The 24103-nt window shown below is 70.0% G+C and carries 21 protein-coding genes; 9 read left to right on the forward strand and 12 right to left on the reverse strand.

Annotation, left to right across the window (positions count from 1 at the left end):
* Window positions 1-2: 2 nt before the first annotated feature.
* From BM333_RS11370 to BM333_RS11395, 6 genes are all read right to left on the reverse strand, one after another.
* Window positions 3-1838 (reverse strand): DUF885 domain-containing protein, encoded by a 1836-nt coding sequence (locus tag BM333_RS11370; protein WP_092311431.1) that lies wholly within the window; start codon window positions 1836-1838, stop codon window positions 3-5.
* 68 nt (window positions 1839-1906) lie between these two features.
* Window positions 1907-3958 (reverse strand): cell cycle histidine kinase CckA, encoded by a 2052-nt coding sequence (gene cckA / locus BM333_RS11375; RefSeq protein WP_218151454.1) that lies wholly within the window; start codon window positions 3956-3958, stop codon window positions 1907-1909.
* A gap of 271 nt (window positions 3959-4229) precedes the next feature.
* The gene (locus tag BM333_RS11380) at window positions 4230-5321 is read right to left on the reverse strand and encodes a Glu/Leu/Phe/Val family dehydrogenase (RefSeq protein WP_092311594.1); all 1092 of its coding nucleotides are present in this window, start codon (window positions 5319-5321) and stop codon (window positions 4230-4232) included.
* Window positions 5322-5416: 95 nt separating this feature from the next.
* Window positions 5417-6427, reverse strand: coding sequence for an alpha/beta fold hydrolase (locus BM333_RS11385; protein ID WP_092311434.1), 1011 nt, complete (start codon window positions 6425-6427; stop codon window positions 5417-5419).
* A complete protein-coding gene (locus BM333_RS11390; RefSeq protein ID WP_092311436.1) occupies window positions 6424-7020 on the reverse strand; it encodes a uracil-DNA glycosylase family protein in 597 nt (198 codons plus the stop codon). Before BM333_RS11390 ends, BM333_RS11385 begins: the two co-directional genes overlap by 4 nt.
* On the reverse strand, window positions 7004-7312 hold the full coding sequence (locus tag BM333_RS11395) for a DUF3253 domain-containing protein (protein ID WP_092311439.1): 309 nt from the start codon (window positions 7310-7312) through the stop codon (window positions 7004-7006). Before BM333_RS11395 ends, BM333_RS11390 begins: the two co-directional genes overlap by 17 nt.
* 48 nt (window positions 7313-7360) lie before the next feature.
* On the opposite strand from BM333_RS11395, the gene BM333_RS11400 reads away from it, so the two are divergent.
* Window positions 7361-7795, forward strand: coding sequence for a PaaI family thioesterase (locus BM333_RS11400; protein ID WP_092311597.1), 435 nt, complete (start codon window positions 7361-7363; stop codon window positions 7793-7795).
* On the opposite strand, the gene BM333_RS11405 is transcribed toward BM333_RS11400, so the two are convergent.
* Window positions 7779-8393, reverse strand: a complete 615-nt coding sequence (locus tag BM333_RS11405) for a TetR/AcrR family transcriptional regulator (RefSeq protein WP_245777248.1) — start codon at window positions 8391-8393, stop codon at window positions 7779-7781. The genes BM333_RS11400 and BM333_RS11405 overlap by 17 nt on opposite strands.
* A gap of 168 nt (window positions 8394-8561) precedes the next feature.
* On the opposite strand from BM333_RS11405, the gene BM333_RS11410 reads away from it, so the two are divergent.
* From BM333_RS11410 to BM333_RS11420, 3 genes are read left to right on the forward strand one after another with little or no spacing between them, the layout of a single operon-like run.
* Window positions 8562-9758, forward strand: a complete 1197-nt coding sequence (locus tag BM333_RS11410; RefSeq protein WP_092311445.1) for an efflux RND transporter periplasmic adaptor subunit — start codon at window positions 8562-8564, stop codon at window positions 9756-9758.
* Window positions 9759-9762: 4 nt separating this feature from the next.
* Entirely contained in the window at window positions 9763-13011 is a 3249-nt protein-coding gene (locus tag BM333_RS11415) for an efflux RND transporter permease subunit (protein WP_092311448.1), read from the forward strand.
* The gene (locus BM333_RS11420) at window positions 13011-14444 is read left to right on the forward strand and encodes an efflux transporter outer membrane subunit (protein WP_092311451.1); all 1434 of its coding nucleotides are present in this window, start codon (window positions 13011-13013) and stop codon (window positions 14442-14444) included. The genes BM333_RS11415 and BM333_RS11420 overlap by 1 nt, the downstream gene beginning before the upstream one ends.
* A 142-nt stretch (window positions 14445-14586) precedes the next feature.
* On the opposite strand, the gene BM333_RS16375 is transcribed toward BM333_RS11420, so the two are convergent.
* On the reverse strand, window positions 14587-14934 hold the full coding sequence (locus BM333_RS16375) for a HipA domain-containing protein (protein WP_143105814.1): 348 nt from the start codon (window positions 14932-14934) through the stop codon (window positions 14587-14589).
* Between the two features lie 117 nt (window positions 14935-15051).
* Between BM333_RS16375 and BM333_RS11430 the strand changes: the two genes are divergently transcribed.
* Window positions 15052-16593 carry a Fic family protein gene (locus BM333_RS11430; RefSeq protein ID WP_092311457.1) on the forward strand — a complete coding sequence of 514 codons (1542 nt, stop codon included), beginning with the start codon at window positions 15052-15054 and terminating at the stop codon, window positions 16591-16593.
* 114 nt (window positions 16594-16707) lie between these two features.
* On the opposite strand, the gene BM333_RS15980 is transcribed toward BM333_RS11430, so the two are convergent.
* Window positions 16708-16872 (reverse strand): hypothetical protein, encoded by a 165-nt coding sequence (locus tag BM333_RS15980; RefSeq protein ID WP_177221872.1) that lies wholly within the window; start codon window positions 16870-16872, stop codon window positions 16708-16710.
* 466 nt (window positions 16873-17338) lie between these two features.
* On the opposite strand from BM333_RS15980, the gene BM333_RS11435 reads away from it, so the two are divergent.
* The gene (locus BM333_RS11435; RefSeq protein ID WP_177221873.1) at window positions 17339-17899 is read left to right on the forward strand and encodes a GntR family transcriptional regulator; all 561 of its coding nucleotides are present in this window, start codon (window positions 17339-17341) and stop codon (window positions 17897-17899) included.
* Here BM333_RS11435 and BM333_RS11440 read toward each other — a convergent pair.
* The gene (locus tag BM333_RS11440; protein ID WP_092311463.1) at window positions 17896-18555 is read right to left on the reverse strand and encodes a GntR family transcriptional regulator; all 660 of its coding nucleotides are present in this window, start codon (window positions 18553-18555) and stop codon (window positions 17896-17898) included. The two genes, BM333_RS11435 and BM333_RS11440, sit on opposite strands and share 4 nt — an antisense overlap.
* Window positions 18556-18800: 245 nt before the next feature.
* On the opposite strand from BM333_RS11440, the gene BM333_RS11445 reads away from it, so the two are divergent.
* The 3 genes from BM333_RS11445 (at window position 18801) to BM333_RS11455 (ending at window position 22297) form a co-directional block, all read left to right on the forward strand.
* Complete coding sequence (locus tag BM333_RS11445) at window positions 18801-19289, forward strand: helix-turn-helix domain-containing protein (RefSeq protein WP_092311466.1); 489 nt, start codon at window positions 18801-18803, stop codon at window positions 19287-19289.
* A 678-nt stretch (window positions 19290-19967) separates the two neighbouring features.
* Window positions 19968-20648, forward strand: coding sequence for a lasso peptide biosynthesis B2 protein (locus BM333_RS11450; RefSeq protein WP_092311469.1), 681 nt, complete (start codon window positions 19968-19970; stop codon window positions 20646-20648).
* Window positions 20649-20827: 179 nt separating this feature from the next.
* Window positions 20828-22297 carry an asparagine synthase-related protein gene (locus BM333_RS11455; RefSeq protein WP_177221874.1) on the forward strand — a complete coding sequence of 490 codons (1470 nt, stop codon included), beginning with the start codon at window positions 20828-20830 and terminating at the stop codon, window positions 22295-22297.
* A gap of 286 nt (window positions 22298-22583) precedes the next feature.
* On the opposite strand, the gene BM333_RS11460 is transcribed toward BM333_RS11455, so the two are convergent.
* Both BM333_RS11460 and BM333_RS11465 read right to left on the reverse strand, forming a co-directional pair.
* Window positions 22584-23036, reverse strand: a complete 453-nt coding sequence (locus BM333_RS11460; protein WP_092311475.1) for a YlxR family protein — start codon at window positions 23034-23036, stop codon at window positions 22584-22586.
* A 5-nt stretch (window positions 23037-23041) separates the two neighbouring features.
* Window positions 23042-23707 (reverse strand): SatD family protein, encoded by a 666-nt coding sequence (locus tag BM333_RS11465; protein WP_092311478.1) that lies wholly within the window; start codon window positions 23705-23707, stop codon window positions 23042-23044.
* Window positions 23708-24103 lie beyond the last annotated feature (396 nt).

Genomic DNA, 24103 nt, shown 5'->3' on the forward strand with positions numbered 1-24103 from the left:
GCTCAGGCCTGCGCCGCCCAGTCGGCGACCAGCCGCTCGAGCACCTCAAGCGGGATGGCGCCGGCGGCCAGCGAGATGTCGTGGAAGCCGCGGATGTCGAAGCGGTCGCCCATCGTGGTCCTGGCGGCCGTGCGGGTGCGGTCCCAGACCGTGTGCCCGAGCTTGTAGCTGCAGGCCTGGCCCGGCCAGACGCAGTAGCGCTCGACCTCGGTGGTCATGGTCGACTCCGCGTCGCCGAGGGTGTCGACCATGTAGCGAACGGCCTGTTCGCGGGTCCAGCGCTTGTGATGAAGGCCCGAGTCCGCGACCAGCCGGGCGGCGCGGAACATGAAGGACTGCAAGTAGCCGAGCCGGCCCAGGCGATCGTTCTCGTAGACCCCCATCTCGTCGGCCAGCTGCTCGGCGTACAGCGCCCAGCCCTCGGTGTAGCCCGAGAACAGCGGCATCTTGCGCAGCGTCGGAATGCCTTCGGCCTCCAGCGCCACGGCGATCTGGAAATGGTGTCCCGGAGAGGCCTCGTGATAGGTCAGGGTCGGCAGGGTGAAACGCGGCGTCTCGGCCGTGTTGCGCAGGTTGATGTAGTAGGCGCCCGGCCGCGAGCCGTCGAGCGACGGCATCTGGTAGCTGCCGCCCGGGGCGCCCGCCTCGATCTCCACCGGCACGCGGCGGATCTCCACCCCGGCGCGGGGCAGCCGGCCGAACACCTCCGGCAGCCGCTGCTGCACGGCCGCCATCTGGGCGTTGAGGTCGGCGATCAGCTGCGCCTTGCCGGCATCGGTGTTCGGATAGAGCTGGTCGGGCCGGCGGGCGACGGCGGCGATGCGCTCGCCGACCGAGCCCTGGGTCAGGCCCTCGGCGCGCAGGATCTCGTCGGCGCGGGCGCTGAGCTCGGCGACCTGGGCGAGGCCGATCTCGTGGATCTCGTCGCCGCCCATGTCGGTGGTGGTGTAGCTGAGCACGCCGTAGCGGTAGTAGGCCTCGCCGTCCGGCAGCCGCCAGCAGCCGGCCTCGGTCGGCGCGCCCGGCAGGGCCCCGGCGACGACCTCGGCCTGGCGCCGCATGGCCGGGTAGACAGCGTCGCGCACGATCTGCTCGGCTCGCGCCGCCCAGTCGCCGGGCAGGCCGGCTTCCGCCGCGCGGCGCGCCAGCGACCGGGTCATGCCCGACTGGGCCGGATCCACGCCGAGGGTGGCGGCGAACTGCTCGCCCGTCCGGCGCAGCACGAAGTCCGGCGGCGTCGCCCCTGCGGCGAAGTCCCGGCGGACGCGATCGGTCTCGACGTCCAGCACGCCGGCGAAAGCCGACAGCCGATCAAGGTAGGCCTCGGCGTCCGCGACGGACTGCACCGGATGCTGGGTGTCGAGGAACTGGGGGATGCTGCTGTAGCTGCCGGTCAGCTGGCTGACGAGGTAGGGGTTGGCTCCGCCGACCGGCGCCTGGATGCCGTAGTCGAAGCGGTCCGCCAGGGCGGCGCCGTCGATGATGAAGCGGGTGGTGTCGTAGTTGACCGCGTCCATGCCGGAGAGCGCGGCGCGATCGATCGAATCGAGTTCGGCGCCGTAGCCGCGGAAGGCGGCGAACGAACGATCGACGAAGGCCAGCGAGCGGTCGTCGAGGCGACCGCGGGCGGCGGCGTTGGGGCCGGTATCGAGCCCCAGGGCGGTCATGAACTCCGGCGACTCCGCCAGGAACTCCTGCATCATGCGGTCGAGCAGGGCGGTGACCTTCCGCCCCTCCGGCGAGGCTGCGGTCTGTCCGGCCCCGGCAAGGACCGGGGTCGCGGCGGCGGCGGCCGCAGCGGCGGCGGACGAAAGAAGGAAACGGCGGCGATCAAGCATGGCGGTCTCGCGGAGTGGGGAGACGCCAGAGGAGCCCGTCATGGCGCCGCTGGCAAGTTACCGATGGGTCAGGAGGCGTGCAGCTCCTGCTTCACGCGCTCCGCCAGCGTCTTGATGTCGAGCGGCTTGGGCAGGAAGGAGACGCCCGCCTCGTCCTGCAGCAGGTCCGAGAAGTCGCTCTCGGCATAGCCCGAAATGAACATGACCGGTGCGTCGCCAAGGTAGGGACGGGCCTTCTTCAGCAGGGACGGGCCGTCCAGGCCGGGCATGATCACGTCGGAAATCATCATGTCGATCTGACCGGCGTGCTGCTCGGCCAGCTCCAGCGCCTCCTCGCCGTCGGCCGCCTCGATGACGTCGTAGCCGCGCTGGCGCAGCAGGCGGGCGGCGATGCCGCGCACTGCGGCCTCGTCCTCGACGAAGAGGATGCGCCCGGCCCCCGACAGGTCGCGCGGGGCCTTGGCCTTGACCTCCACCTGCGGGACCTCGGCCAGCTCGGCCTCCGCCGCCTCGGGCAGGAAGATCCGGAAGGCGGCGCCGGCCCCCTCGAGGTTGACCACGTTGATGTGGCCGCCGGCCTGCTCGACGATGCCGTAGACGGTGGCCAGGCCCATGCCGGTGCCCTCGTTCACCGCCTTGGTGGTGAAGAACGGCTCGAAGATCTTGTCGAGCAGCTCGGGCGGCACGCCGGGGCCGGTGTCGGAGACCTCGATCAGGGCGACGGCGTCTGTCGAGGCGTGGGCCCAGCCCATCCGCCGCGCCTCATCGCGGGACACGCGGCGTGTGCGGATGGTGACCACCGCGTCGCCGGGCTCGACCACCCCGCGCATGGCGTCGCGGGCGTTCACGGCGAGGTTCATCACCGCCGTCTCCAGCTGGCTCTTGTCGGCCAGCACCACCGGCAGGTCGCGGCCGTAGTCCGTCTCCAGGCGCACGTCCTCGCGCAGCAGGCGGCGCAGCAGGACGGCGAACTCGCCGACCAGCTCGCCGAGGTCGAGCCGCTCGCGCCGCACGGTGGACTTGCGCGAGAAGGCCAGCAGCTTGCGCACCAGGTCGGCGGCGCGGATGGCGGTCTGGCGGATTTCGTTGAGTCCCTCGTAGGAGGGATCGCCGACCGGGTGACGCTCGAGCAGGCCGGACAGCTGCAGCTGGATGGCGGTCAGCAGGTTGTTGAAGTCGTGGGCCACGCCCCCGGCCAGCTGGCCGACCGCCTGCATCTTCTGGGCCTGCGACAGCTGCAGCTCCATCGACTTCTGGGCCGAGACGTCGAACAGCCAGACGCGGCGCTTGACGCCCTCGGGCGCGACGTAGAGGTGCAGCATGCGGTCGGGGTGGGCGCGGGCGACCAGTTCGATGGGCCCGGACGAGCCGGCGGCCAGCTTGCCCCGCGCCTCCGACACACAACCGGGCTCGAACAGATGGCCGAAGGCGGCGTCGCGCGCGGCCGCCGGTCCGGTCAGCACCTCGAGCGCCGCGTTGGGCTCCTCGATCCGGCCCGCGAACAGGTCCTCGGCCTCGATCACCGCCGATCCGAATGGAGCCCCCGCAGCCATGGCCCGGCTCTCGGCGGCGTTGGAGACCGCCGCCGGGCGGTCGAGCGGCTGTGGAGCGACGGGTAGAACGGCTTCGGGCGCCGCCCGCAACAGGAAGCGCCCCTCGCCCGCCCGGCCGATCAGCACCTCGAGCTCGCGCTCCCCGACCGGGACGATGGCCCGCCCCTGCTCGCCGGCGCGCGCCTGGGCGAAGGCCATGTACAGGGCCGAGCCCGACTTGCCGCCGGAGCGGACCGGCGGCAGGGCCACGGTCGCGCCGCCGGCGTCGGACCAGGCCGCGTTGTAGGCGAGGATCTGGCCGGTGGCCCAGACGAGGGCGGCCGGCTCGGCCATGGCGTCGAGCAGGTCGACGGTCTCGTCGCCGGTCGGCTTGCGGGTCTCCCCGCGTGCGAAGGCGAACAGGCCGATCAGCGCCACCGCGCCCACCGTGAAGATCAGCATCAGCCCCGGCGCGCTGGTCGGGTCGGCGCGGAAGGCGGGATAGGCCAGCGCGCCCACCGCCACGACGAAGCCGATCGCCATGATGATCAGCAGCGGGTCGAAGCCCTTGCGGTGGGTAGCGGTCATGGCGCCTCGGCCCGAATCAGACGGATCAGGATGCGGCATGATGCGCCGCCGGTCGCCGCGGCGCGAATCCCGGGCGGCGCGCGGTCGGCCGGACGGGGCGGACACGAAAACACCGTCCGATGCGTCCGATGCGTCCGCTTCGCCGGCGGGGAGCGCCGCCCGGAGCGGACTCCGGGCGGAGAGACCAGCGTCCGCACACTCCGTATCGGTCACATCGCCTCCACTCCGGAAGGAGGATGCACGTCCGCTACGTCAGATCCGGTCGCAGGGGTCAGGCGGCCTTGAGCTGCTCCGCCTTGCGCTCGGCCGCGGTCGCGATGCGGGCCTCGGCGATGGCGTCGGCGATCTCGTGCGTCGGGCGCTTCTCGGCCTCCGAGCGGTCGAGAACCTCCTCGAGCGTCTCCATCAGGCGCGACAGCTTGCCCTCGACCCACTGCGGATCGTAGGCGCCGCCGGTCTGGCGGGCGTTCATCTCCGAGGCGACGTTGATGATGCCGCCGCCGTTGACGACGTAGTCCGGAGCGTAGAGCACGCCGCGCTCGAACAGGCGCTCGCCGATATCCGGCGTGGCCAGCTGGTTGTTGGCCGCGCCGACCACCGCCTTGACGGTCAGGCGGTCAAGCGTCTGCGGGTTCAACGTCGCGCCGAGCGCGCACGGGGCGTAGATGTCGGCCTTGACGTCGTAGATGGCGTCGGGGGCGACGACCTCGGCGTTGGTGCGGGCGGCGACTTCCGACAGCAGGGCGGTGTTGACGTCGGTCATCACCAGCTTCGCGCCGGCCTTGTGCAGCTTGTCGGCGAGGTAGCCGCCGACGTGGCCGATGCCCTGAACCGCGATGGTCAGGCCGGTCAGGTCATCCTGCTTCCACAGGCGGCGCCCGACGGTGAGGGTCGAGCGGAACACGCCCTCGGCGGTGACCGGGCTGGGGTCGCCCGAGGCCTCGGGGCCGTCGCTCAGGCCGAGCACATAGGGGGTGACCTTGCGGGCTTCGGCGATGTCGGCGACCGAAACGCCGACGTCCTCGGCCGCGTAATAGATGCCGCCCAGGGTGTGGACGGCGCGACCGAAGGCGCGGAACAGCTCCGGCGTCTTCTGGGTGCGGCTGTCGCCGATGATGACCGACTTGCCGCCGCCCATCTCGAGGTCGGCGACCGCGTTCTTGTAGCTCATGCCCTTCGACAGGCGCAGCACGTCTTCCAGCGCCTCGGCCGCGGAGCCGTAGTTCCACATGCGGGTGCCGCCGACGGCCGGGCCGCGCGCGGTGGAGTGGACGGCGATGATGGCGCGCAGGCCGGTCTTTTCATCATAGACCGCGTGGACGCCTTCATGCTTCGCGAAGGACGGAGAATCGAACAGCGTCATGCTCATGGGCAGGCGCCTCCCGGAAATTTTTTGTTGGCGGCTGATACGCTTCGGGCCGCCTCAGGGCAAGCAGGACGGTTTCACGTCCGCGTGCGTCAGCGGCGGCCCGGCGGGCCCGTCAGGGCGGGCAGGACCGGACCGGCGCCGGAGGGCAGCGGCGCGTCGGCGTCGCGCAGCCACGCCTCCACATCGCGGAACACCGTTTCGGCCTGCAGGTCGCGGTTGAGCAGGTGCCAGCCGTCCGGATACCAGGCCGTCTGCAGGGTGGGCCGCTCCCCCGCCCGCTCCAGCGCCAGCCGCATCGGGCCCTGCTGGATGACATTGTCGTTGGCGCCGTACATCAGCAGGGTCGGCGCGCGGATGTCGCCGAGGCCGCGCGAGGCGCTCTCCATCAGGTCGACGAGACCGTAGAGGGCGTCGAACCGGGTGGTCAGCAGGCTGGCCGGATCGCGCCCGTTGCGGATCAGCTCCAGCCAGTTGTCCGAGGCCGGCAGGGCGCGGACCGCCCACTCGGGCGCCTCGACGGCCCGCGCGCCCATGGTCCGCGCGGTCAGCCACAGGGCGGCGCGGTTCACCGGCCCCTGGGAGGTCCAGCCCCAGACGGCGGGGGCGAGGAGGACCACCCGGTCGGCGTCGGGCGGCCGGTGCGAGGCGAAGGCGGCGACGGCGACGGCCCCGCCCATGCTCTCGCCGGCGACGGCGATCAACGCGTGCGGGTGGCGCGCGCGGGCGAGGGCGACGGCGGTGCGCAGATCCTCGGTCATGCGAGCCTCGCCGGCCCAGACGCCGCGGCCAGGCGCCGCGCCGAAGCCGCGCTGGTCGAAGGCCCAGGTCTCGATCCCCTGCTCGGCCCACCACGGGCCCGCGAGGCGGAAGGCGGCGCGGCTGTCGTTCATGCCGTGCAGGGCGACGATCACCGCCCACGGCTCGCCCCCGGGCGTCCAGCGGACCAGCGGCAGGCGGGCGCCGTCGTCCATCACCAAGGCGTCGGCCGCGACCGACGGACCGGCGAATCCGGGCGGCGGGGTCAGCGGCGGCTGGATGGCGGGCGCGGCGCAGGCGGCGAGCGTCAGGGCGAGGGCGAGCGCGGCGAGGCGGCGGATCATGCGGCGAGAATGCTCCGGACGCGGTCCTGAAGGTAGGGGACGACCTCGGCCTCGAACCACGGGTTCCGCTTCAGCCAGGCGGTGTTGCGCCACGACGGGTGCGGCAGCGGCAGGATGGCGGGCGCGTAGTCCCGCCAGGCGGCGACGGTCGCGGTCATGTCGCGCTTCGCCCGGTCCCCCAGCGCCCAGGCCTGGGCGTAGCCGCCGACCAGCAGGGTCAGTTCGACCCGCGGCAACTGCTCCAGCAGGCGCGGCCGCCACAGCTCGGCGCAGCGCCGCGGCGGCGGATAGTCGCCGCCTTTCGGGGCCGTGCCCGGATAGCAGAAGGCCTGGGCCGCCACGCCGAGGCGGCGGTCGGCGTAGAAGGTTTCGTAATCGACGCCCATCCAGTCGCGCAGCCGGTCGCCGGACGGGTCGGTGAACGGCCGACCGCTCTCGTGCACCCGGCGTCCGGGCGCCTGGCCGCAGATCAGCAGACGGGTCTCGGGAAAGACGTGCACCACCGGCCGCGGCGTATGCGGCAGCTGGCCCAGACAGGCGCGGCAGGCGCGGATGTCGGCGAGAACCGCCTCGAGATCAGTCGAGGTCGTCATCGCTCTCCGGCGCCGGCGGCCGGGCGGCCAGCGCCGCGGCGGTCTCCTCCGCCGTCGGCAGGCGCAGGCGGATCACGCCCTTCATCCGGGCCGGATCGATGGCCTTGCCCTTCTTGGTGATGGTCAGCCGGCCCTGACGCATCAGGCCGAGCGCGGTCGTCTTCACCTTGGGCAGCATGCGCTGCCACTGCTCCAGCTGCAGCTCCTTGGCCACGTCGGCCGGCTCGATGCTCTTGCCGGGGCCGAGTTTCGCCAGTTCTTCGAGAATGGCTGCTTCGATAGGGTCGCTCATCGCCCCTATATGCTGCATTGCGATAGCGAGAAGAAGGCGGAGTTCGGCATGGTCGCGAAGATCACGGTGGCGGAAGGCGAGTTCGCGGGCTGGCAGACCTACGACCTGCACGGCACCTTCGACCAGGTGGTCGGGCCCTTCTATTTCAAGCCGGACCCCGATGGGCGGATGCGCTGCGCCTTCCGCGCCGAGCCCAAGCACATGAACGCCGGCGGCCGGATGCACGGCGGCTGCCTGATGACCTTCGCCGACATCGCCCTGTTCCAGACCGCCTACCAGGAGATGGAGGGCGCCTCGGGGGTGACCGTGTCGCTGGATTCGACCTTTATCGACGGGGCGTACGTCGGCGACCTGGTCGAGGCGACCGGCGAGGTGGTGCGGGCCGGCAAGAGCCTGATCTTCGTGCGCGGCCAGATCAACGTGGGCGAGCGCATCCTGATGACCTTCTCGGGCGTGATCCGGAAGTTCACGCCGCGGGGCTGAGTTTTCCGTCGTCCTGGGCTGCGGCCGGTTCGCCGTCGATCAGGTCCTGGAGGATCACAGCCATCTGGTCCGCCATCCGCTCGCACTGCCCGGCGTCCATGCCGTAGCCGCCGGTGACCTCGCGGGTCACGGCCATGCCCTTGATCAGGGCCGCGGCCAGTCGGGCGCGCACGGGGGCGTCGTGCCCCCCGACCCATTCGGCGAAGGGACCGTAGAAGCGGCGATTGGCCGAGCGCTGCACCAGCTCCATCGCCTTGGTCGAGGAGATCGAGCGCAGCAGGATCAGCAGGCCCTTCAGCTTGCTTTCGCTCTTGGCCTGGAAGATGACCTCGCGGGCGACGCGGCGGCCGAAGGTGGAGCGGTCGCCGGCCATGAGGTCGGCGCCGTTGTCACAGCTGTCGAGCACGGCCTCGAAGAGGTCTTCCTTGGAGCCGAAGTAGCGGGACACCAGGGCCGCGTCGACGCCCACGTCGCCGGCGATGTCGCGCATGCCGACATCGTCATAGCTCTCGCGCGCGAATCGTTCGCGCGCGGCGTTGAGGATGGCGGCGCGGGTCGCCTCGGCGTTCCTCGGCCGGGGCGCGACATGGCAAAACAAAGACTTGGCTCCCTGAATAGCCCCATCGCCCATATGGCTTTGTCATCACCCGTTGACAAGGCCAATCGCGATCACCATTAAGTCACCGGGCGTTGACTAGCGGCTTCCTCCCCGATCGCCGCCGGTCGACAAGACAGGGATTTTTCTCCCCACTCGGAGACTCGCTTCATGCGCACGGTGAAGATCGTGGCCGCGTCCGCCCTCGTGGCGGTCGCGCTCTATGGCTGTTCCCCCAGGAGCGAGGCGCAGGCGCCGCCGGCGCCTGCCGTCACCGTGGCCACGCCGCTGGTGCAGACGGTGCAGGACTGGGACGAGTTCACCGGCCGCTTCGAAGCGACCCAGTCGGTGGAGGTGCGCGCCCGCGTCGGGGGCTACATCTCCGGCGTGCATTTCCGCGACGGCGACCACGTCCGGCGCGGCCAGCTGCTGTTCACCCTCGACCCCCGTCCGGCGCAGGCGGCGCTGGCCTCGGCCCGCGCGCAACTGTCGCAGGCCCAGGCCCAGCTGACGCTCGCCCGCAGCGAATTGGCCCGGGCCGAAACCCTGCTGGAATCGCAGGCCATCTCCCAGGCCGAGGTCGACACCCGTCGCGGCGCCCTGCAAACGGCCGAGGCGGCGATCGCCGCCGCCAACGCCAATGTCCGCGCCCGCCAGCTGGATCTGGAGTTCACCCGCGTCACCGCCCCGATCTCCGGGCGGGTGTCGGATCGCCGGGTCGACCCCGGCAACCTGGTGGCGGGCGGCTCTTCGGCCGCCGACGTGCTGACTACGGTGGTCTCCAGCGCCCCGATCCACTTCGTCTTCGACGGCTCGGAAGCGGTGCTGCTGAAGTATCAGCGGCAGGCGCGCCAGGGCGCGGCGCCGATCCAGGTGCGGCTGCAGGATGAAACCGGTTTCAGCCGGTCGGGCACGCTCGACTTCACCGACAACGCCGTCGACACCGCGTCGGGCGTGATCCGGCTGCGGGCTGTGATCCCCAACGCCGACGGCTTCCTGAAGCCCGGCATGTTCGGCCAGGCGCGCCTCGCCGGCGCGGGGACCTACGAGGCCATGCTGGTGCCCGACGCGGCGATCGGCACCGACCAGGCCCGCCGCATCGTCTATGTGGTCGCCGCCGACGGCTCCGTGGCGCCGCGGCCGGTGGAGCTGGGCCCGCTCGTCGACGGTCTGCGCGTGGTCCGCTCGGGCCTGCGCCCGACCGACCGGGTGATCATCAACGGCGTCCAGCGCATCCAGGCGCCGGGCATGAAGGTGCAGGCCCGCAACGGCCTCATCCAGCCGGCGGCGCAGCAGAACCAGACCCCTGTGACCCGGCCGGCGCCGGCCTCGACCGCCACCTTCGCCAACAGCCTGTCGGGCGACTGAGCCGATGAACATCTCCCGCTTCTTCATCGACCGGCCGATCTTCGCGGCCGTGATCTCGGTGTTCATCACCCTGATGGGGGTGTTCGCCTACCCGCTGCTGCCGCTGTCGCAGTATCCGGAGATCGCGCCGCCGACGATCACCATCAACACCGCCTATCCGGGCGCCTCGGCCGAGACACTGGCCGAGACCGTCGCCGCGCCCATCGAGCAGGAGGTCAACGGCGTCGAGGGGATGCTGTACCTGTCGTCCTCGTCCACCTCGGACGGGGCGGTGGCGATCACCGTCACCTTCAACCCGGGCACCGACCTGGACGCGGCCCAGGTGCTGGTCCAGAACCGCGTCGCCCTGGCCGAGCCGCGCCTGCCCGAACAGGTCCGCCAGATCGGCGTGACCGTGAACAAGCAGGAATCGGGCTTCCTGATGATCCTGGGGCTGACCTCCCCGGATCGCAGCCTCGATAACGACTACGTCGGCAACTACGCCCAGTCGGTGCTGCGCGACCGGCTGCTGCGCGTCGAGGGCGTCGGCAACGTCCAGGTGTTCGGCGGCGGCAACTATTCGATGCGCGTGTGGATCGACCCGGCCAAGGCCGCCGCGCGCAACCTGACGGGGCCGGACATCGTCGCCGCCCTGCGCGCCCAGAACGTCCAGGCCGCGGCCGGCGCCATCGGCCAGCCGCCGTTCGCCACCAACGCTTCGGCCTTCCAGCTGCCGGTGCAGGTGCAGGGCCGCCTGAGCGATCCCGAGCAGTTCAACGACATCGTCCTCAAGACCGACGCCGAGGGCCGCGTGACCCGCGTGCGCGACGTGGCGCGGGTCGAGCTCGGCGCCCAGGACTACGGCATCCGCGGCTTCTTCGACGGTCAGCGCGGCGTCGGCATCGCCATCATCCAGCAGCCGGGCGCCAACGCCCTCGGCACCGCCGAGCGGGTGCTGGAGGAGATCGAGGCCGTCCGTCCCGACCTGCCGCAGGGCATGGACGTTCACATCGCCTACAATCCGACCGAGTTCGTCGCCGCTTCGGTGGAGTCGGTGCAGCACACCCTGTTCGAGGCGGTGATCCTCGTCGTGCTGGTGGTCATCGTCTTCCTGCAGACCTGGCGCGCGGCGATCATCCCGATCGTGGCCATCCCGGTGGCGCTGGTGGCGACCTTCGCCGTCCAGCTGATGCTCGGCTTCTCGATCAACTCGCTGTCGCTGTTCGCCCTGGTGCTGGCCGTCGGCATCGTGGTCGACGACGCCATCGTCGTGGTCGAGAACGTCGAGCGCTACATCCGCCAGGGGCTGACCCCGCGCGAGGCCGCCCATCGCTCGATGGAGGAGGTCTCCGGCGCCCTGATCGCCATTGGCCTGGTGCTGGTCTCGGTGTTCGTGCCGACCATGTTCGTACCGGGCATCCCGGGCATCTTCTATCGCGAGTTCGCCATCGTCATCTCGACGGCGGCGGTGGTGTCGCTGCTGGTGTCGCTGACCCTGTCGCCGGCCATGGCCGCCCTGCTGCTCAAGCCGCACAAGGCGCACGACGACCATGCGCGCAAGCCGGGCCTGCTGGGCACGATCGTGCACTACGGCGGCTGGGCCGGCCGGCAGTTCAACGAGGGCTTCGACTGGCTGTCCGACAAGTATGGCCGCCTGACCGCCCGTCTCGTGCGCACCGTCGGCATCGTGCTGGTGGTCTACGTCGGCCTGCTGGCCCTCACCGGCTGGCGGCTGATGGACACCCCCTCGGGCTTCATCCCCGAGCAGGACCAGGGCTTCCTGATCGGCGTCGTGCAACTGCCGCCGGGGGCCTCGCTGGAGCGCACCGAGGCGGTGATGACCCGCGCCTCGGAGATCATCGAGGGCACCGAGGGCGTGGAGGGGATGGTCGCCTTCGCCGGCCTCGACGGCTCCAGCTTCTCGTTCGGCTCGAACGCCGCGACCATCTTCGTGCGCCTCGACGCCTTCGACGACCGCAAGACGGCCGAGCAGAGCGCCGCGGCGCTGGCCGGCGCCATCACCGGCGCCACCTACGGCATCGAGGACGCCAACATCTTCGTCATCGCCCCGCCCGCGGTGCAGGGGCTGGGCAACGGCAACGGCTTCCAGTTGATGGTGCAGGACCGCACCGGCGCCGGCTATCGCGCGCTGGAAGGCGCCACCTTCGCGATGATGGGAGCCGCCGCCCAGGCGCCGGACCAGGTGCAGCAGGTGTTCTCGACCTACAACACCGGCTCGCCCCGCATCGCCGCCGACGTCGACCGCGACAAGGCGCTGATGATGGGGGTCCAGCCCGCCGACGTGTTCAGCACGCTCGGCGTCTACCTGGGCTCGTCCTACGTCAACGACTTCAACTTCCTCGGCCGCACCTTCCGGGTGACGGCCCAGGCGGAGCCGACGGCGCGCGACGACATCGCCGACATCGCCAACCTGAAGACCCGCTCGGCCTCGGGCGCCATGGTGCCGATCGGCTCGGTGGCCACCCTGCGCGAGGACTCCGGCCCCGCCCGGGTGGTGCGCTACAACCTGTTCCCGGCTTCCGAACTGCAGGGCCAGGCGGCGCCGGGAGTCTCCTCGGGCCAGGCGATCGCCACCATGGAGCAGCTGGCCGAGGCCACCCTGCCGCCGGGCTTCTCCTACGAGTGGACCGGTCTGGCGCTGCAGGAGAAGGCGTCGGCCGGCGGCGCCACCGTGGTCTTCGCCCTCGCCGTCGTCTTCGTCTTCCTGGTGCTGGCGGCGCAGTACGAGGCCTTCACCCTCCCGCTGGCGGTCGTGCTGATCGTGCCGATGTGCATCCTCGCGGCCATGCTGGGCATCAACCTGCGCGGGCTGGACAACAACATCCTCGTCCAGATCGGCCTGGTGGTGCTGATCGCGCTGGCGGCCAAGAACGCCATCCTGATCGTCGAGTTCGCCAAGCAGGCCGAGGACGAGGGGCTGAACCGCTGGGACGCCGCCGTGCGCGCCGCGCGGACCCGCCTGCGCCCGATCCTGATGACCTCCTTCGCCTTCATCTTCGGCGTCGTGCCGCTGATGCTGGCCACCGGGCCGGGCGCGGAGATGCGCCAGTCGCTGGGCACCTCGGTGTTCTCGGGGATGCTGGGGGTGACCCTGTTCGGCCTGATCTTCACCCCCGTCTTCTACGTGATCTGCCGGTGGCTGGCCTCGAAGATGCCCAAGGCGCCGGAGAAGGACCGCACCGTCCCGACCACCGAAGGCCTGCCCCCCCACCTCGAAGCCCAGTCCGCCTCGCCGCGGACGGGAGACGCCTGATGATCCACCGACCCTCTCTCCGGTTCCTGACCGCAACCGCCGGCGCCAGTCTCCTCCTGGCCTCGTGCGCGGTCGGGCCGAAGGCGCCCGACGCCGCCCTTCCCCCCCAGGCGTCGGGCGCCTTCATCGGCGCCGCCACCCCCGCCGTATCCGCCGAAGCGGCGCGCGACGACTGGTGGCGGCTGTACCAGGACCCGGCGCTGGACGGCTTGGTCGCCGAAGCGCTGACCAACAACAACGAGCTCGAGGCGGCGGCCGCCAACCTGCGTCGCGTCCGCGCGGCGCTTGGCGAGGCGCGCACCGCCCGCCTGCCGGGGACCACGACGACCGCCGGCTTCAGCACCGGCCGTCCCTCGGCGGCGACCGTGCCGGGGCTTCCCGCCGGAACCGAGGCCCCGGAGACGGACACCTACGACGTCGGCCTGGACGTCGCCTACGAGGTCGACCTGTTCGGCCGGGTCGGGTCGGTGATCCGCGCCGCCCGCGCCGACGCCGACGCCGCGGCCGCCGCGCTCGACGTGGTCCGCGTCAGCGTCGCCGCCGAGACCGCCCGCGCCTACGCCGACGCCTGCTCGGCCAACGCCCGCATCGACGTGGCCCAACGCACCGTCGAGCTGCAAACCCGGACGATGGAGCTGACCCGGACGCTTCTGGACGCCGGTTCGGGCAACGGCCTGGACGTCGCCCGCGCCCGTTCGGCGCTGGAGACCACCCGCGCCTCCCTGCCGCCGCTGCGCGCCGCCCGCGACGGCGCCCTGTTCCGCCTCGCCACCCTGACCGGCCGCACGCCGGCGGAGAGCAGCGCGGCGGCGCGGAGCTGCGCCCGGCCGCCGCAGCTGACGCAGCCGATCCCGGCCGGCGACGGGGCGCGGCTGCTGGCCCGTCGTCCCGACGTGCGCCGGGCCGAGCGGGAGCTCGTCGCCGCCGCCGCCCGCGTCAACGTGGCGACGGCCGACCTGTTTCCGCGCGTCACCCTCGGCGGCGGCCTCGGCGCCACGGCCCTCGAGGCCGGCGGGCTGGGCGACAGCGAGAACTTCCGCTTCAGCGTCGGCCCGCTGATCAGCTGGTCCTTCCCCAACGTCTTCGCCGCCCGGGCGCGGATCGAGCAGGCCGATGCGGCCTCCGAGGCGGCGCTGGCGCGCTTCGACCAGACGGTGCTGGTCGCCCTGCAGGAGACCGAGACGGCGCTGGCTGATTACGCCAACGAACTGGACCGTCGCGCCGCCCTGCAGGCCGCCCGCGACCAGGCCGCCGAGGCGGCGCGGCTGTCGCGGCTGCGCTTCGACGCCGGCGCGGACAGCTTCCTGTCGGTGCTCGACGCGGAACGGACCCTCGCCGCCGCCGACGCCCAGCTGGCCGCCTCGGACGCGCTGGTCACCACCTACCAGATCGCCCTGTTCAAGGCGCTGGCGGGCGGGTGGAGCGAGGGCTGAGCCGGCGGGCTCGCCGGAGAGGCGTCAGGCTGACGGCCGGGTGCAAGGCGGCCGCCGATGCCCAAGGTGTTCTCTTCGATGACAGCCGCAACCTGATCGACATAGCCTGCTGTGCTCCCCGCGAGGCCGGCGAGGGCCTTGCTCACAGCGACCCGCTCGGCCAGGATGGATGACACATCGTCGAGGGAAGCCAGTCCCGGACCGCCGCCGATCGAAGCAACAGCGAATAGGTCTTCGCATGTGCGTCGGTGTTCGACACGACGATATTGAAGACGAGGTGATCCAGGAGGGCGAGCGCGTCGAGCGGCGGAGGGCTCCGCCCGGTCCCGAACAGGGTCGCCAGGCCGCCCCCGGAGCGTGCCGCGCTCATATTCCGGCCAAGCGGCACCCCATCCGCCTGTGCGGAGTCATCCTGCGGGTTTCTCTGGAGTTCGCCGGCCGGCGTGATGCGCCACCCACGGGTCAGCCTTCCCCTCGGAGCGCACGACATAAAAAACTAGAAATGATGCGCCACGAAAAACTAGGAAGCGCGCAGCGTAAAACACTAAAAATCGCGCAACTTGTAAAACTAGATGTGCTACAGCGCCGGGCTTGAGAGGCCATTATCATGCCCGTTGCCAACGAGAAGCTCGCTGCCGCCCTTGAGAGCCTGAATAAGGTGCAGGAGGGCGGACGCGTGGCGATCCGGTCGAAATACCTGACGCGCCTCACGCGCGAACTGCTGCTTAAGCACGGCTTCCTGCAGCCTGTGATCAAGGGCTGGTACGTACCCGCGATGCCGAGTGGCGGGCCAGGAGAGACCACGGCTTGGTACACCGCCTTCTGGCAGTTTTGCCGCGACTACCTGGCGGAGCGGTTCGGCGCGAACTGGACGCTGACACCGGAACAGTCCCTGATCCTTCACGCCGGCAACTTCACCGTCCCGCGCCAACTGCTCGTCCGCGCGCCTGCTGCGAACAATCAACCCACCCAGCTTATCCACGGTACGTCGATCTTCGAGACCGCGCTCGCTCTGCCGCCCCCGGATGAACGCACCGAAGCGAGCGGCTTGCGCCTCTACTCGCCTGAGGCGGCGCTTGTCGCAGCGACGGCCGGCTTCTTCGAAACTCACCCGACCGAGGCGCGCACGGTGCTGGCCATCCAGCGCGACGCCTCAGCCGTGTTGGCCCTGCTCCTGCGCGGCGGACATTCTGTGGTCGCGGGGCGCCTGGCGGGCGCGTTCCGCAACATAGGGCGAGACCGCGAAGCAGATGCGATCCTGACCGCCATGAAGGCTGCCGATCACACGGTCCGGGAAACAGACCCGTTCATCGACGGCCGGCCTCGCGTCCCTTATCGGCGCGACCCGTCACCCTATGTGCAGCGGCTGCGGCTGCTCTGGGAACGAATGCGCGATGACGTCGCGGGGCGGCTGCCGCCCGAGCGGGTGCTGCCCAATGACGTCGACGTCTATCTGCGGGAGGTCGACGCGCTCTACGTCACCGACGCCTACCACTCACTGTCTATCGAGGGGTATCGCGTCAGTCCCGAACTGATCGAGAGAGTGCGCTCGGGGCAGTGGAATCCGCAGGCCCACGTGCAGGACCGGGATTTTGAGAACGGTCTGGCGGCCCGCGGCTATTGGCTGGCCTTCCAGGCCGTCCGCCAAAGTTTGACGGACGTGCTCGCAGGCCAGAGCCCCGGTGACGTCGCCGATCGGGATCACCCGGTCTGGTACCGCGAGATGTTCGCCCCCAAGGTGGCGGCGGGCCTGCTGAAGCCCGAGAACCTGGCCGGCTATCGCAACGGGCCCGTCTACCTCCGTGGATCCCGGCACGTTCCCCTGAACGCCGACGCGGTACGGGACGCGATGCCCGCATTCTTTGACCTGTTGCGGGACGAACCCGATCCCGCCGTGCGAGTCGTCCTGGGACACTTCATCTACGTCTTCATCCACCCGTACTTCGACGGAAACGGCCGGACCGGACGGTTCCTGATGAATGTGATGACGGCTGCGGCCGGCTACCCATGGACCGTCATCCCCGTCGAAGAGCGGGAGCGATATATGGCGGCTCTTGAAGCGGCGAGCGTGGATCAGGACATCCGTCCGTTTGCTGATTTCATCGGCGAATGTATTCGGCGCGCAAAAGAGATCAGGGCTCCGGCTTAAGGCGGCTGGCAAGCCTGAACGGCTTCATCGAGTTTCAGGAGGGCTCGGCCCGTTTCGCGCCAGTTGCCCACTAGCGCCCCACCAAGCCGGAAATCCAGGGAAAGGCACACCAGGTCACCGGCGAGAACCAGAAGCGAAGCCCACCCGGGACGTGCTGGCGGAGACGCTGGCGCGGCTGGAGGACGGCTGCGGCGCGGTGGTGACCTCCGCCGGCATGGCCGCGGTCGACCCGGCCCGGCCCATGCAGGCCCCGGCGATCAGGTCCGTTTCGACGGACAAGCACAGGCGCCCGCGCGCCGGGCGTTGAGAACATGGTTGAGCCATGCGCCGCCGCCTTTAGCCGAAGCCTGGACATACGCTGCAGCCACCCGGGCGATGAGAGCATAACGCTCCTGCCTCGAGCGGAAAGGCCTCGCGTCCGTCGCCGGACAGCCTGAGCGCATCCGGCCGCAGCTTTCAGACTAACGATCGATCCGTGAGCGCCCTCTCATGAGCCCGCTGCCGGTGAAGAGACGATGTGGACTTCCGACCCGTTGTTGCGGGTTGAGAGAATCCCCTGACCAGGCAGCTTCGATCCGCAAGAAACCTGCGGCTTCACCGCCAGAATTCGCCAGTCCAAATATCGAAAGGTTCGATCTAAGAATATTTCGGACGCAGCCCGGGACGCACGGGCCGACGCTCTCGTCTCTTTGAGTGATCGGGTGACATGCAGCCTTCGCCATCCAGAGATCCCTATGGCGCCGCCTTGAGCACCGTCCGGCGATTCGCCGCCGACGGACGCTTCGTCCCAGGGGAGCCGATCGTGGTGACGGAGTTGGCGGCCGAGGTGGGTTTCAGTCCAACGCCGCTGCGCGAGGCCCTGGCGTGTCTGGCCGGGGAGGGTCTGATCGAACGCCGGCGCGGGCGCGGATACTTTTACCCGGAGCTAAGTCCGGCCGAGCTTATCGACCTGTTTGAACTTCAGCTGGCCTACGTCCACGCCGCGCTGACCCTGTGGCCTCGCGGCATAGCCCCGCTCCGCAAGGCGGTGGGCGCGATCGATCCGCACGGCGACGCCCAGGCCCTCTTCGGAGCCATCGTCGCGCAATCCGGCAATCAGGCCCTCATTTCGGCGCACGGTCGCGTGGCCGAACGATTAAAGGCCGCCTTATCGGCGGGAGGCAGGGACGAGGGCGAGGCGTGGACCGTACGGGCGATGCTTGCGGCCATTGCAGAGGGCCGGATCGCCGTCCTGATCGACCTCCTGCGGATACACCACGAACATCGCTGCGCCAGGATTCCAGTGCGCGGCGTCGAGTCCGTTTAGGCGCTCCCTGGGTCGGCTGTCGCGGCGCCCGCGCCGTCTGGCCCGACGGGTCTGTGGGCCAAGGCCGCCAGGGCGGTCGCAGCCGCGACTCGCCGGGCGTGGTAGCGTTCCACCTCCCCGAGGAAGTCGTTGGCCTGCGCATTGACCCAGGCGTGGTGCAAGGCCGCCGCCTCTGCGGCGAGGTCGTCAAACAGGACGCTTTCCAGTCGACGCAGGCGGTCGAGCTGGCCGCTGGCCCTGAGGTAGGCTTCCCAGAGCACTTCGTTGCCGGCGCTGCTGATGATGGTGGTGAACAGCTGCCGCACGGCGGCGATCGGCTGGCGCATGTCGAGCGCGGGAGCGGGCGGCCGCACAGCACCAAGCGCTGAGGCGTTCAGCTCGGCGGCGATGCGCACGTAATGCCCGTGCATGGCGTATCGGTCGCGGGCGGCGGCGGCGTCCAGGCGCACAGAGACATAGCCGCCCGACGGCGCCCGTTGGACCAGACCTTCTCCGCTCAAACACGCCAGCGCCTCTCGCACGGGCGTGGTCGACAGCTTCAGCCGGGCGGCCTCATCCTGAACGATGACCGGGGCGCCCGGCGCGAGGACGCCGGAAAGGAGGCGCTCCCGTAACGACGCCAAGGCCTGGGTGAAGGGGTCGCGATTACGCGCCATCTTCCATATTCGACCTGCCGGTCCCTCCCCGTTCTGCGTCCATTCCCTTGCGCGACATGGTTCCCCGGGAGCGGCCGGACCGTCTTCGAAAATCTTCGACGGGCTGCCCGCGCGAGCCTCGCATCGAGCCCGCCGGATTCTTGCGGGAGCCCCGGTTTTGTACGGCGCCGGTCGCAAAAGTTGCACGCCTCTGGATTGATCCGGGAAGATCGACGACGCAACCTCGCTCGGGAAAGGTCGAGCTCATGGCGGCGGATTCGCCGGAAAAGCTGAGCGACGCACGCTCCATCGGCCAGGCGGCGCGGGCCGTGCGGCGCGCACGGCGCATGACCGCACAGCAGGTGGCGACAGCGATGCACCTGCCTCTTCGGACCTACGAGTATTTCGAGGCGGGTTCGGGCCGGCCCAACCTCGACTATGTCCACCGCTTCGCCGCAGCGACCGACTGCGATCCCTGGGCCTTGCTGCTGGCTCCCGCCCTGGGCTCGATCGAGTTTGCGCGACGCACCGCCGACAGCAAGCTGATGCTGATCTTCCTGATCGCACTGGGCGAGTTCGAGCAGAGCATGCAGGAGCGGATGCTGGCGCTGGATCCGCGCGCCCTGATCGAGGCGTTCACCGACACATTCCGCAGGCTGGAGGCGGATAGCCGGCTGCGCGAGCAGGAAGCCGCCTCCTGGCTGAGTGGGGCTCGCGGCCGATTTGCGGGCAGGCCGCCGGAAGATCCGAGCTGACCCGCAGAAGTTGAAATACACGACAGATATAGATTGAGAGACGTGATCGTCGGGTCCCTCATGAGACGCCGCAATATCGCGGCTCACAGTGAAGGGAGACAGACCATGACACCGCTCTCGAAGATCCGGCTGATCGGCTTCGGCTCCGCGTGCGTTCTGACGCGTGGCGCCGAGAAGGGTACGATCCCCGAAACGGATTTCGGCGTCTATCCGGCCGAAGCCTGAACGCCGGCGAGCGCGACAAGTCGTGCTCGCCGCTTCTCCAGCATCCCGGGTCCCTCATCCAGGACGCCATGAATGAGGCAGACGATCCGCCCGGCGATGCTCCACGCGGTCGCGCCTTTGCGCGACCTGAAGACAATGGAGACTTCCCATGACGCCTGACCAACCCCGCCTGATCGTCTTCGGGGCTGCGGCCTCGTTGACCCGCGGCGCCGATATGGGCCTGCTGCCGGAGCCCGACTTCGGCCTGTGGCGGCCGCAGGCCTGAACACCCGGGGCGGCGCCCTCGCCGGCGCCGCCCTACCGGCTCCCAATCCCGCCGCAACCCGCCGAGTCGTCAGGAAAGTTCATGCCTAGCTCCAGAGCACGACCCTTCTGGTTCCGCTCAGCCGGACTCGCGCGGACCCGAACCTTGCGCAACCGGCGGACGCTCCGCCGGGCCTGGGGCGCCCGGCGATGACCCTCGACGCTCCCTTCGCCGGGAAGAGCTCCGGTCTTCCCCTCGAGACGCGTCCGGTGGCCGCGGGCGTGTTCATGGCCAGGGTCGGGGACGATGTGGTCCTGCTCGATCTGCGTTCTGACGCCTACGCCTGCCTGGCGGGCGTCGGCGACGGTCTGGTCCTGACCGAGGCAGGTGTGCGGGCGGATCTTGGGTTACTGGACCTGCTCGCCGACGCCGACCTGCTTGAGCGCGATCCGGGTCCGCCGAGGCGTCCCCTGCCGACTGCGCCGCTGCGGGAGCTGGACCTTCCACGCCTGCGCTGGCCTTTGGCGCACGCCTCCAGCCTACTGGCGGCGGCATGGAGGGCGGCCAGCGTCGGGTCTCGCGCGCCCATCCGCGACCTGATCGGGGCGCTGCCGCCTCCGCCCAGCGCCCGTCCCGACCCCGCGCGGGTCGCATCGGTCGTTTCCGGCTTTCGCCGATTGCTGCCGTGGGTTCCAGGCCAGGGCGCCTGCCTTTATCGGGCCTTTGTGCTGCTGACGATGCTGCGCCGGGTCGGACAGGATGCGACCTGGGTGTTCGGGGTCAGGACGTGGCCGTTCGGCGCCCACTGCTGGCTCCAGCTGGAGGACGCTGTCCTCGATGACGACCCCGAGCGCGTCGCCCGGTACACCCCGATCATGGCCGTGCAATGAGAGGCTACCTCGCGCTGAGTTGGGCGACGAAGGACCTCGCGGCTGTTCGGTTGGCCAGGGCGCTGCGAAGTCGGGCGCGTCTGGAAGGCTACGCCCCCCTCGCATCGAGCGCGACGTCCTGGATCGGGTCTCGCGGCCCGAACGCCCCGGGGGCCTTCGCACCTCGGGCTGGAGCGTTCGTGATCGGCGAGGTTTTCGTTCATCCGGATGCGGTCTCGGGCGGCGCTGACGAAACTTCCGACCCTGCATTCGCCGCGTGGTTCGCCCGCAATCGTTGGGGACGCTATGTCATCCTGTTCCGGGAGACGGATGGCGCGGTGCGCGCGATCTTCCGCGATCCGTCTGGGGCGCTGAGCGCCCACGCCTGGAGCGCCCACGGCGTCCGGGTGGTCGCCTCCAGCACCCCCGACTGGCTTGTGGCGCTCGCGCCGCCGGACATCAGCTTTGACTGGGTTCGGGTGAGAGAGCTTGTCGAGACGCCGTTCGAGCTTGCTGGTCCCTCCCCGCTTGACGGGCTGGTCTCCGTCGCTCCAGGCGCGCTGCAGGTCGTCGGCGGCCCTTCCACCGCCCTTTGGACCCCGGCGCGGATCGCAGCATCCGGCTCCCTGGATGCGGGGGCCGCTCGCAGACAGCTGCGCGAGCGGCTCGACGTCTGCGTCACGGCGCTGGCCGGCCGGCGGGCGCTTGGGATGGAACTGTCCGGAGGCCTGGATTCCTCCATCGTAGCCGGCGCGGTCAGGGCGCTGGGCCTTCCGGTGAGCCTGGCGCTGAACACCCGAGCCCACGAACCGGAGACGGACGAGCGCCGGTTCGCGCGCCCCGTGGCGGAGCGGATTGGCGCGTCGCTGACGGAACGGCTGCGCGAAGAGACGCCATGGTCGGCCGAGGCGTTCGAGGCGACGGCGGGCGATCCCCTGCCCAGCCAGAACGGCCGTGATCTCGCCAATGACCTCGCGGTTTCGAACGCCTGTCGTGAGACGGGCGTCGAGGTGCTGTTGACGGGCAAGGGCGGAGACGCCCTCTTCTTCCAGACGCCCACACCGCTCGTTTTCGCAGACTTGTGGTGGACGCAGCCGTTTCGGTCGCTCTTCTCAGCTCACCTGCCGGGGGTGGCGCGCTGGACCCGGAGTTCGACCTGGTCCCTGCTCCGGGCGGCCATCGAGAGCCGGCGCAAGCCGGCGCCGGACGACCTTCCGCCAGCCAAGCGGCTGCAGATCGGGGCCATCTCCAGCGGCCTGGCCTACTACTCGGCCTGTCGCCGCCTGGAGACGGTGGACATGGTCCACCCGCTGATGGCCCAGCCACTGGTGGAATGGGGGCTGCGCACCCCTGTACCGCTGCTCGCACCGGCCGGTCGCGAACGAGGGCTGGCGCGCGAGGCGTTCGCAGACCGCATCCCGGCAGCGGTCGCAACGCGACGCGACAAGGCGGACTACGCAGCCTGCTTCAATCGGCAGGCGGCGCGCAACCTGCCCTTCCTGCGCGCCTACCTCCTGGACGGGCGGCTGGCGGCCGAAGGCGTGCTGGACCGGGCCGCCATGGAGGCGCACCTGAACGAGGATGCGCTGCGCTGGCGAGGCGGGGCGGCGCAGATCCTGGCGGCGGTGTCGGTGGAGGCGTGGGTTCGGCGCTGGATGGGACGCGTCTGACCCTCTGCAAGGACCGTCTCGTTCAAGGCGCACAGACGGACCTGGCGCGCTGCCAATGCTGCACAGGCTTCAGGAAGGCGCCAGAGCTAGCCGATCGGCCCGGCGTGCTTCTGAACGTGGGTCGGGGACGCGCGCTCCTCGTTCGCCCACCACGGGGGGCGAGCTACACTCTCAGTGCAGCAGCGCGGCGATCCGCGAAGCTGAGCTCAAGCTCAGCGGCGCTCTGCCGGCCCAGGTAGCGGCGGAGCGGATCGTATTGGGCCCTTGGCTTCCTCGGTGGCGTTCGTCAGGCGATTGCGCGGGTGATGAGGCCGAGAAGATCGGGGCCGACGGAGGCGTCATACAGTCGCCATGCGTGACTGACGCCAAAAGCCCAGACGATGCTGAACAGGGAGCCCACGAGGAAATACTCGGCGTGAATCTGCTGATCGATTTCCTTGAATCGGGCGACCGTCTTCAGGGCGATCACCGCAGCGAGTATCTCCCACGCGCCGGTGATCAGCCCGACGGCGATGAGCATCCGCTCAAGGCCGCCGATCCAAGCCCCGGCGCCGGGCGTCACAGACGCGGGGTCCTGGACGACCTCGCCCTTATCTGGCGCACTGGCTTTCAGGAGATCATCGCGCGCTTTCTGGAGCCCCGTGTGAATCAGAATTCGCCGACAGACGGAGTTGCCGGTGAAGGTCAGCAGAAGAAATCCGATCAGGAGCGAAGCGGCCGCATGAAGGACGGTCATCATCACTGTTATCGCCCTCGCTGATCCAAGGCGTTCGCGGCCGCCTCCAGATCCTCCCACCATGACCGATAGGCGTCGTAATCCGCCGCGTCCCGTACCTTGTAGATGGCGCGCGGGGTGACCTTGAGGTCCTTGCTCAGCCCCTCCACTGACCGGCCCAGGGCAAGCAACGGCAGCATCACCGTGCGCTGACGCATGGTCCACCCCCGCTCAGTCCGGGTGAGGGCCGAGCCCACCGCATCCATGAGGCGCTCGAGCAGGGGATCGGCATCGAAGCCGAGATGGAAGCGATAGGCGGTGGATCGCGACTTCTCGTTTAGACGGTCTCGGGTTTCCGCGAGACCTTCCCCCATCATATTCCAGGCGCGCTCGGGATTGACCGGGCTGCTCAGGATCACGCGACCTATCGCGAAGCGGCACTCAACATCCGCCGCCAGAAGAGTGAGGCGAAGCCGGCGGACAAGGGCGATCGCTTCGGCGAGTGTGCTGACCAGCCCCTGGAACTCATCGCCGAGGGTTATGGTGAGGGGCGACGCCAGGATCCCCGCCGCGCGCTGGTTTTCAGCGTCCACTATCTCGTTGAAGACGCGGTGAAGCCGGGCGCGGTCGATCTGGCGCTCGCTGCCGACCAAGTCCCCCATCACCGCAACCAGAATGTCAGACCCTGCCCGCATGTCATCTTATGAACCATCTTCGGTTCATAAGCAATAATAGAACCTAATTCAGTTCAATTCCGAGTTCTGAACCTCCCGGAAATCGAAGGCGATCTGGCCGTCGGCGACAGGCGGGCGCCGTCGGCGGAGGAGTCGACGCTCGGGCTGAGCGCCAGTGCGGGCGACCTGGGGCATGGCCCTTCTGTCAGCAACCTGCGCCGCGTCTCTGGTGGATGACAGCGCGCCGGACACAGGCAGCTCAGGCCGCTGTGGCGATCGAGAACGGACCTCTCGAGGCGGCGGCGGCGCGCTGATGAAAGGCGAGCGGCTGACCGGGTGCGCGGTCGGCGCATCAGGCTTCAATGCCCGTTCGCGCCAGGCGACGATTGACCGAGACCTGAACGGGCAGCGGAAGGG

The sequence above is a fragment of the Brevundimonas viscosa genome, from assembly GCF_900116065.1.
Lineage (GTDB): Bacteria > Pseudomonadota > Alphaproteobacteria > Caulobacterales > Caulobacteraceae > Brevundimonas > Brevundimonas viscosa.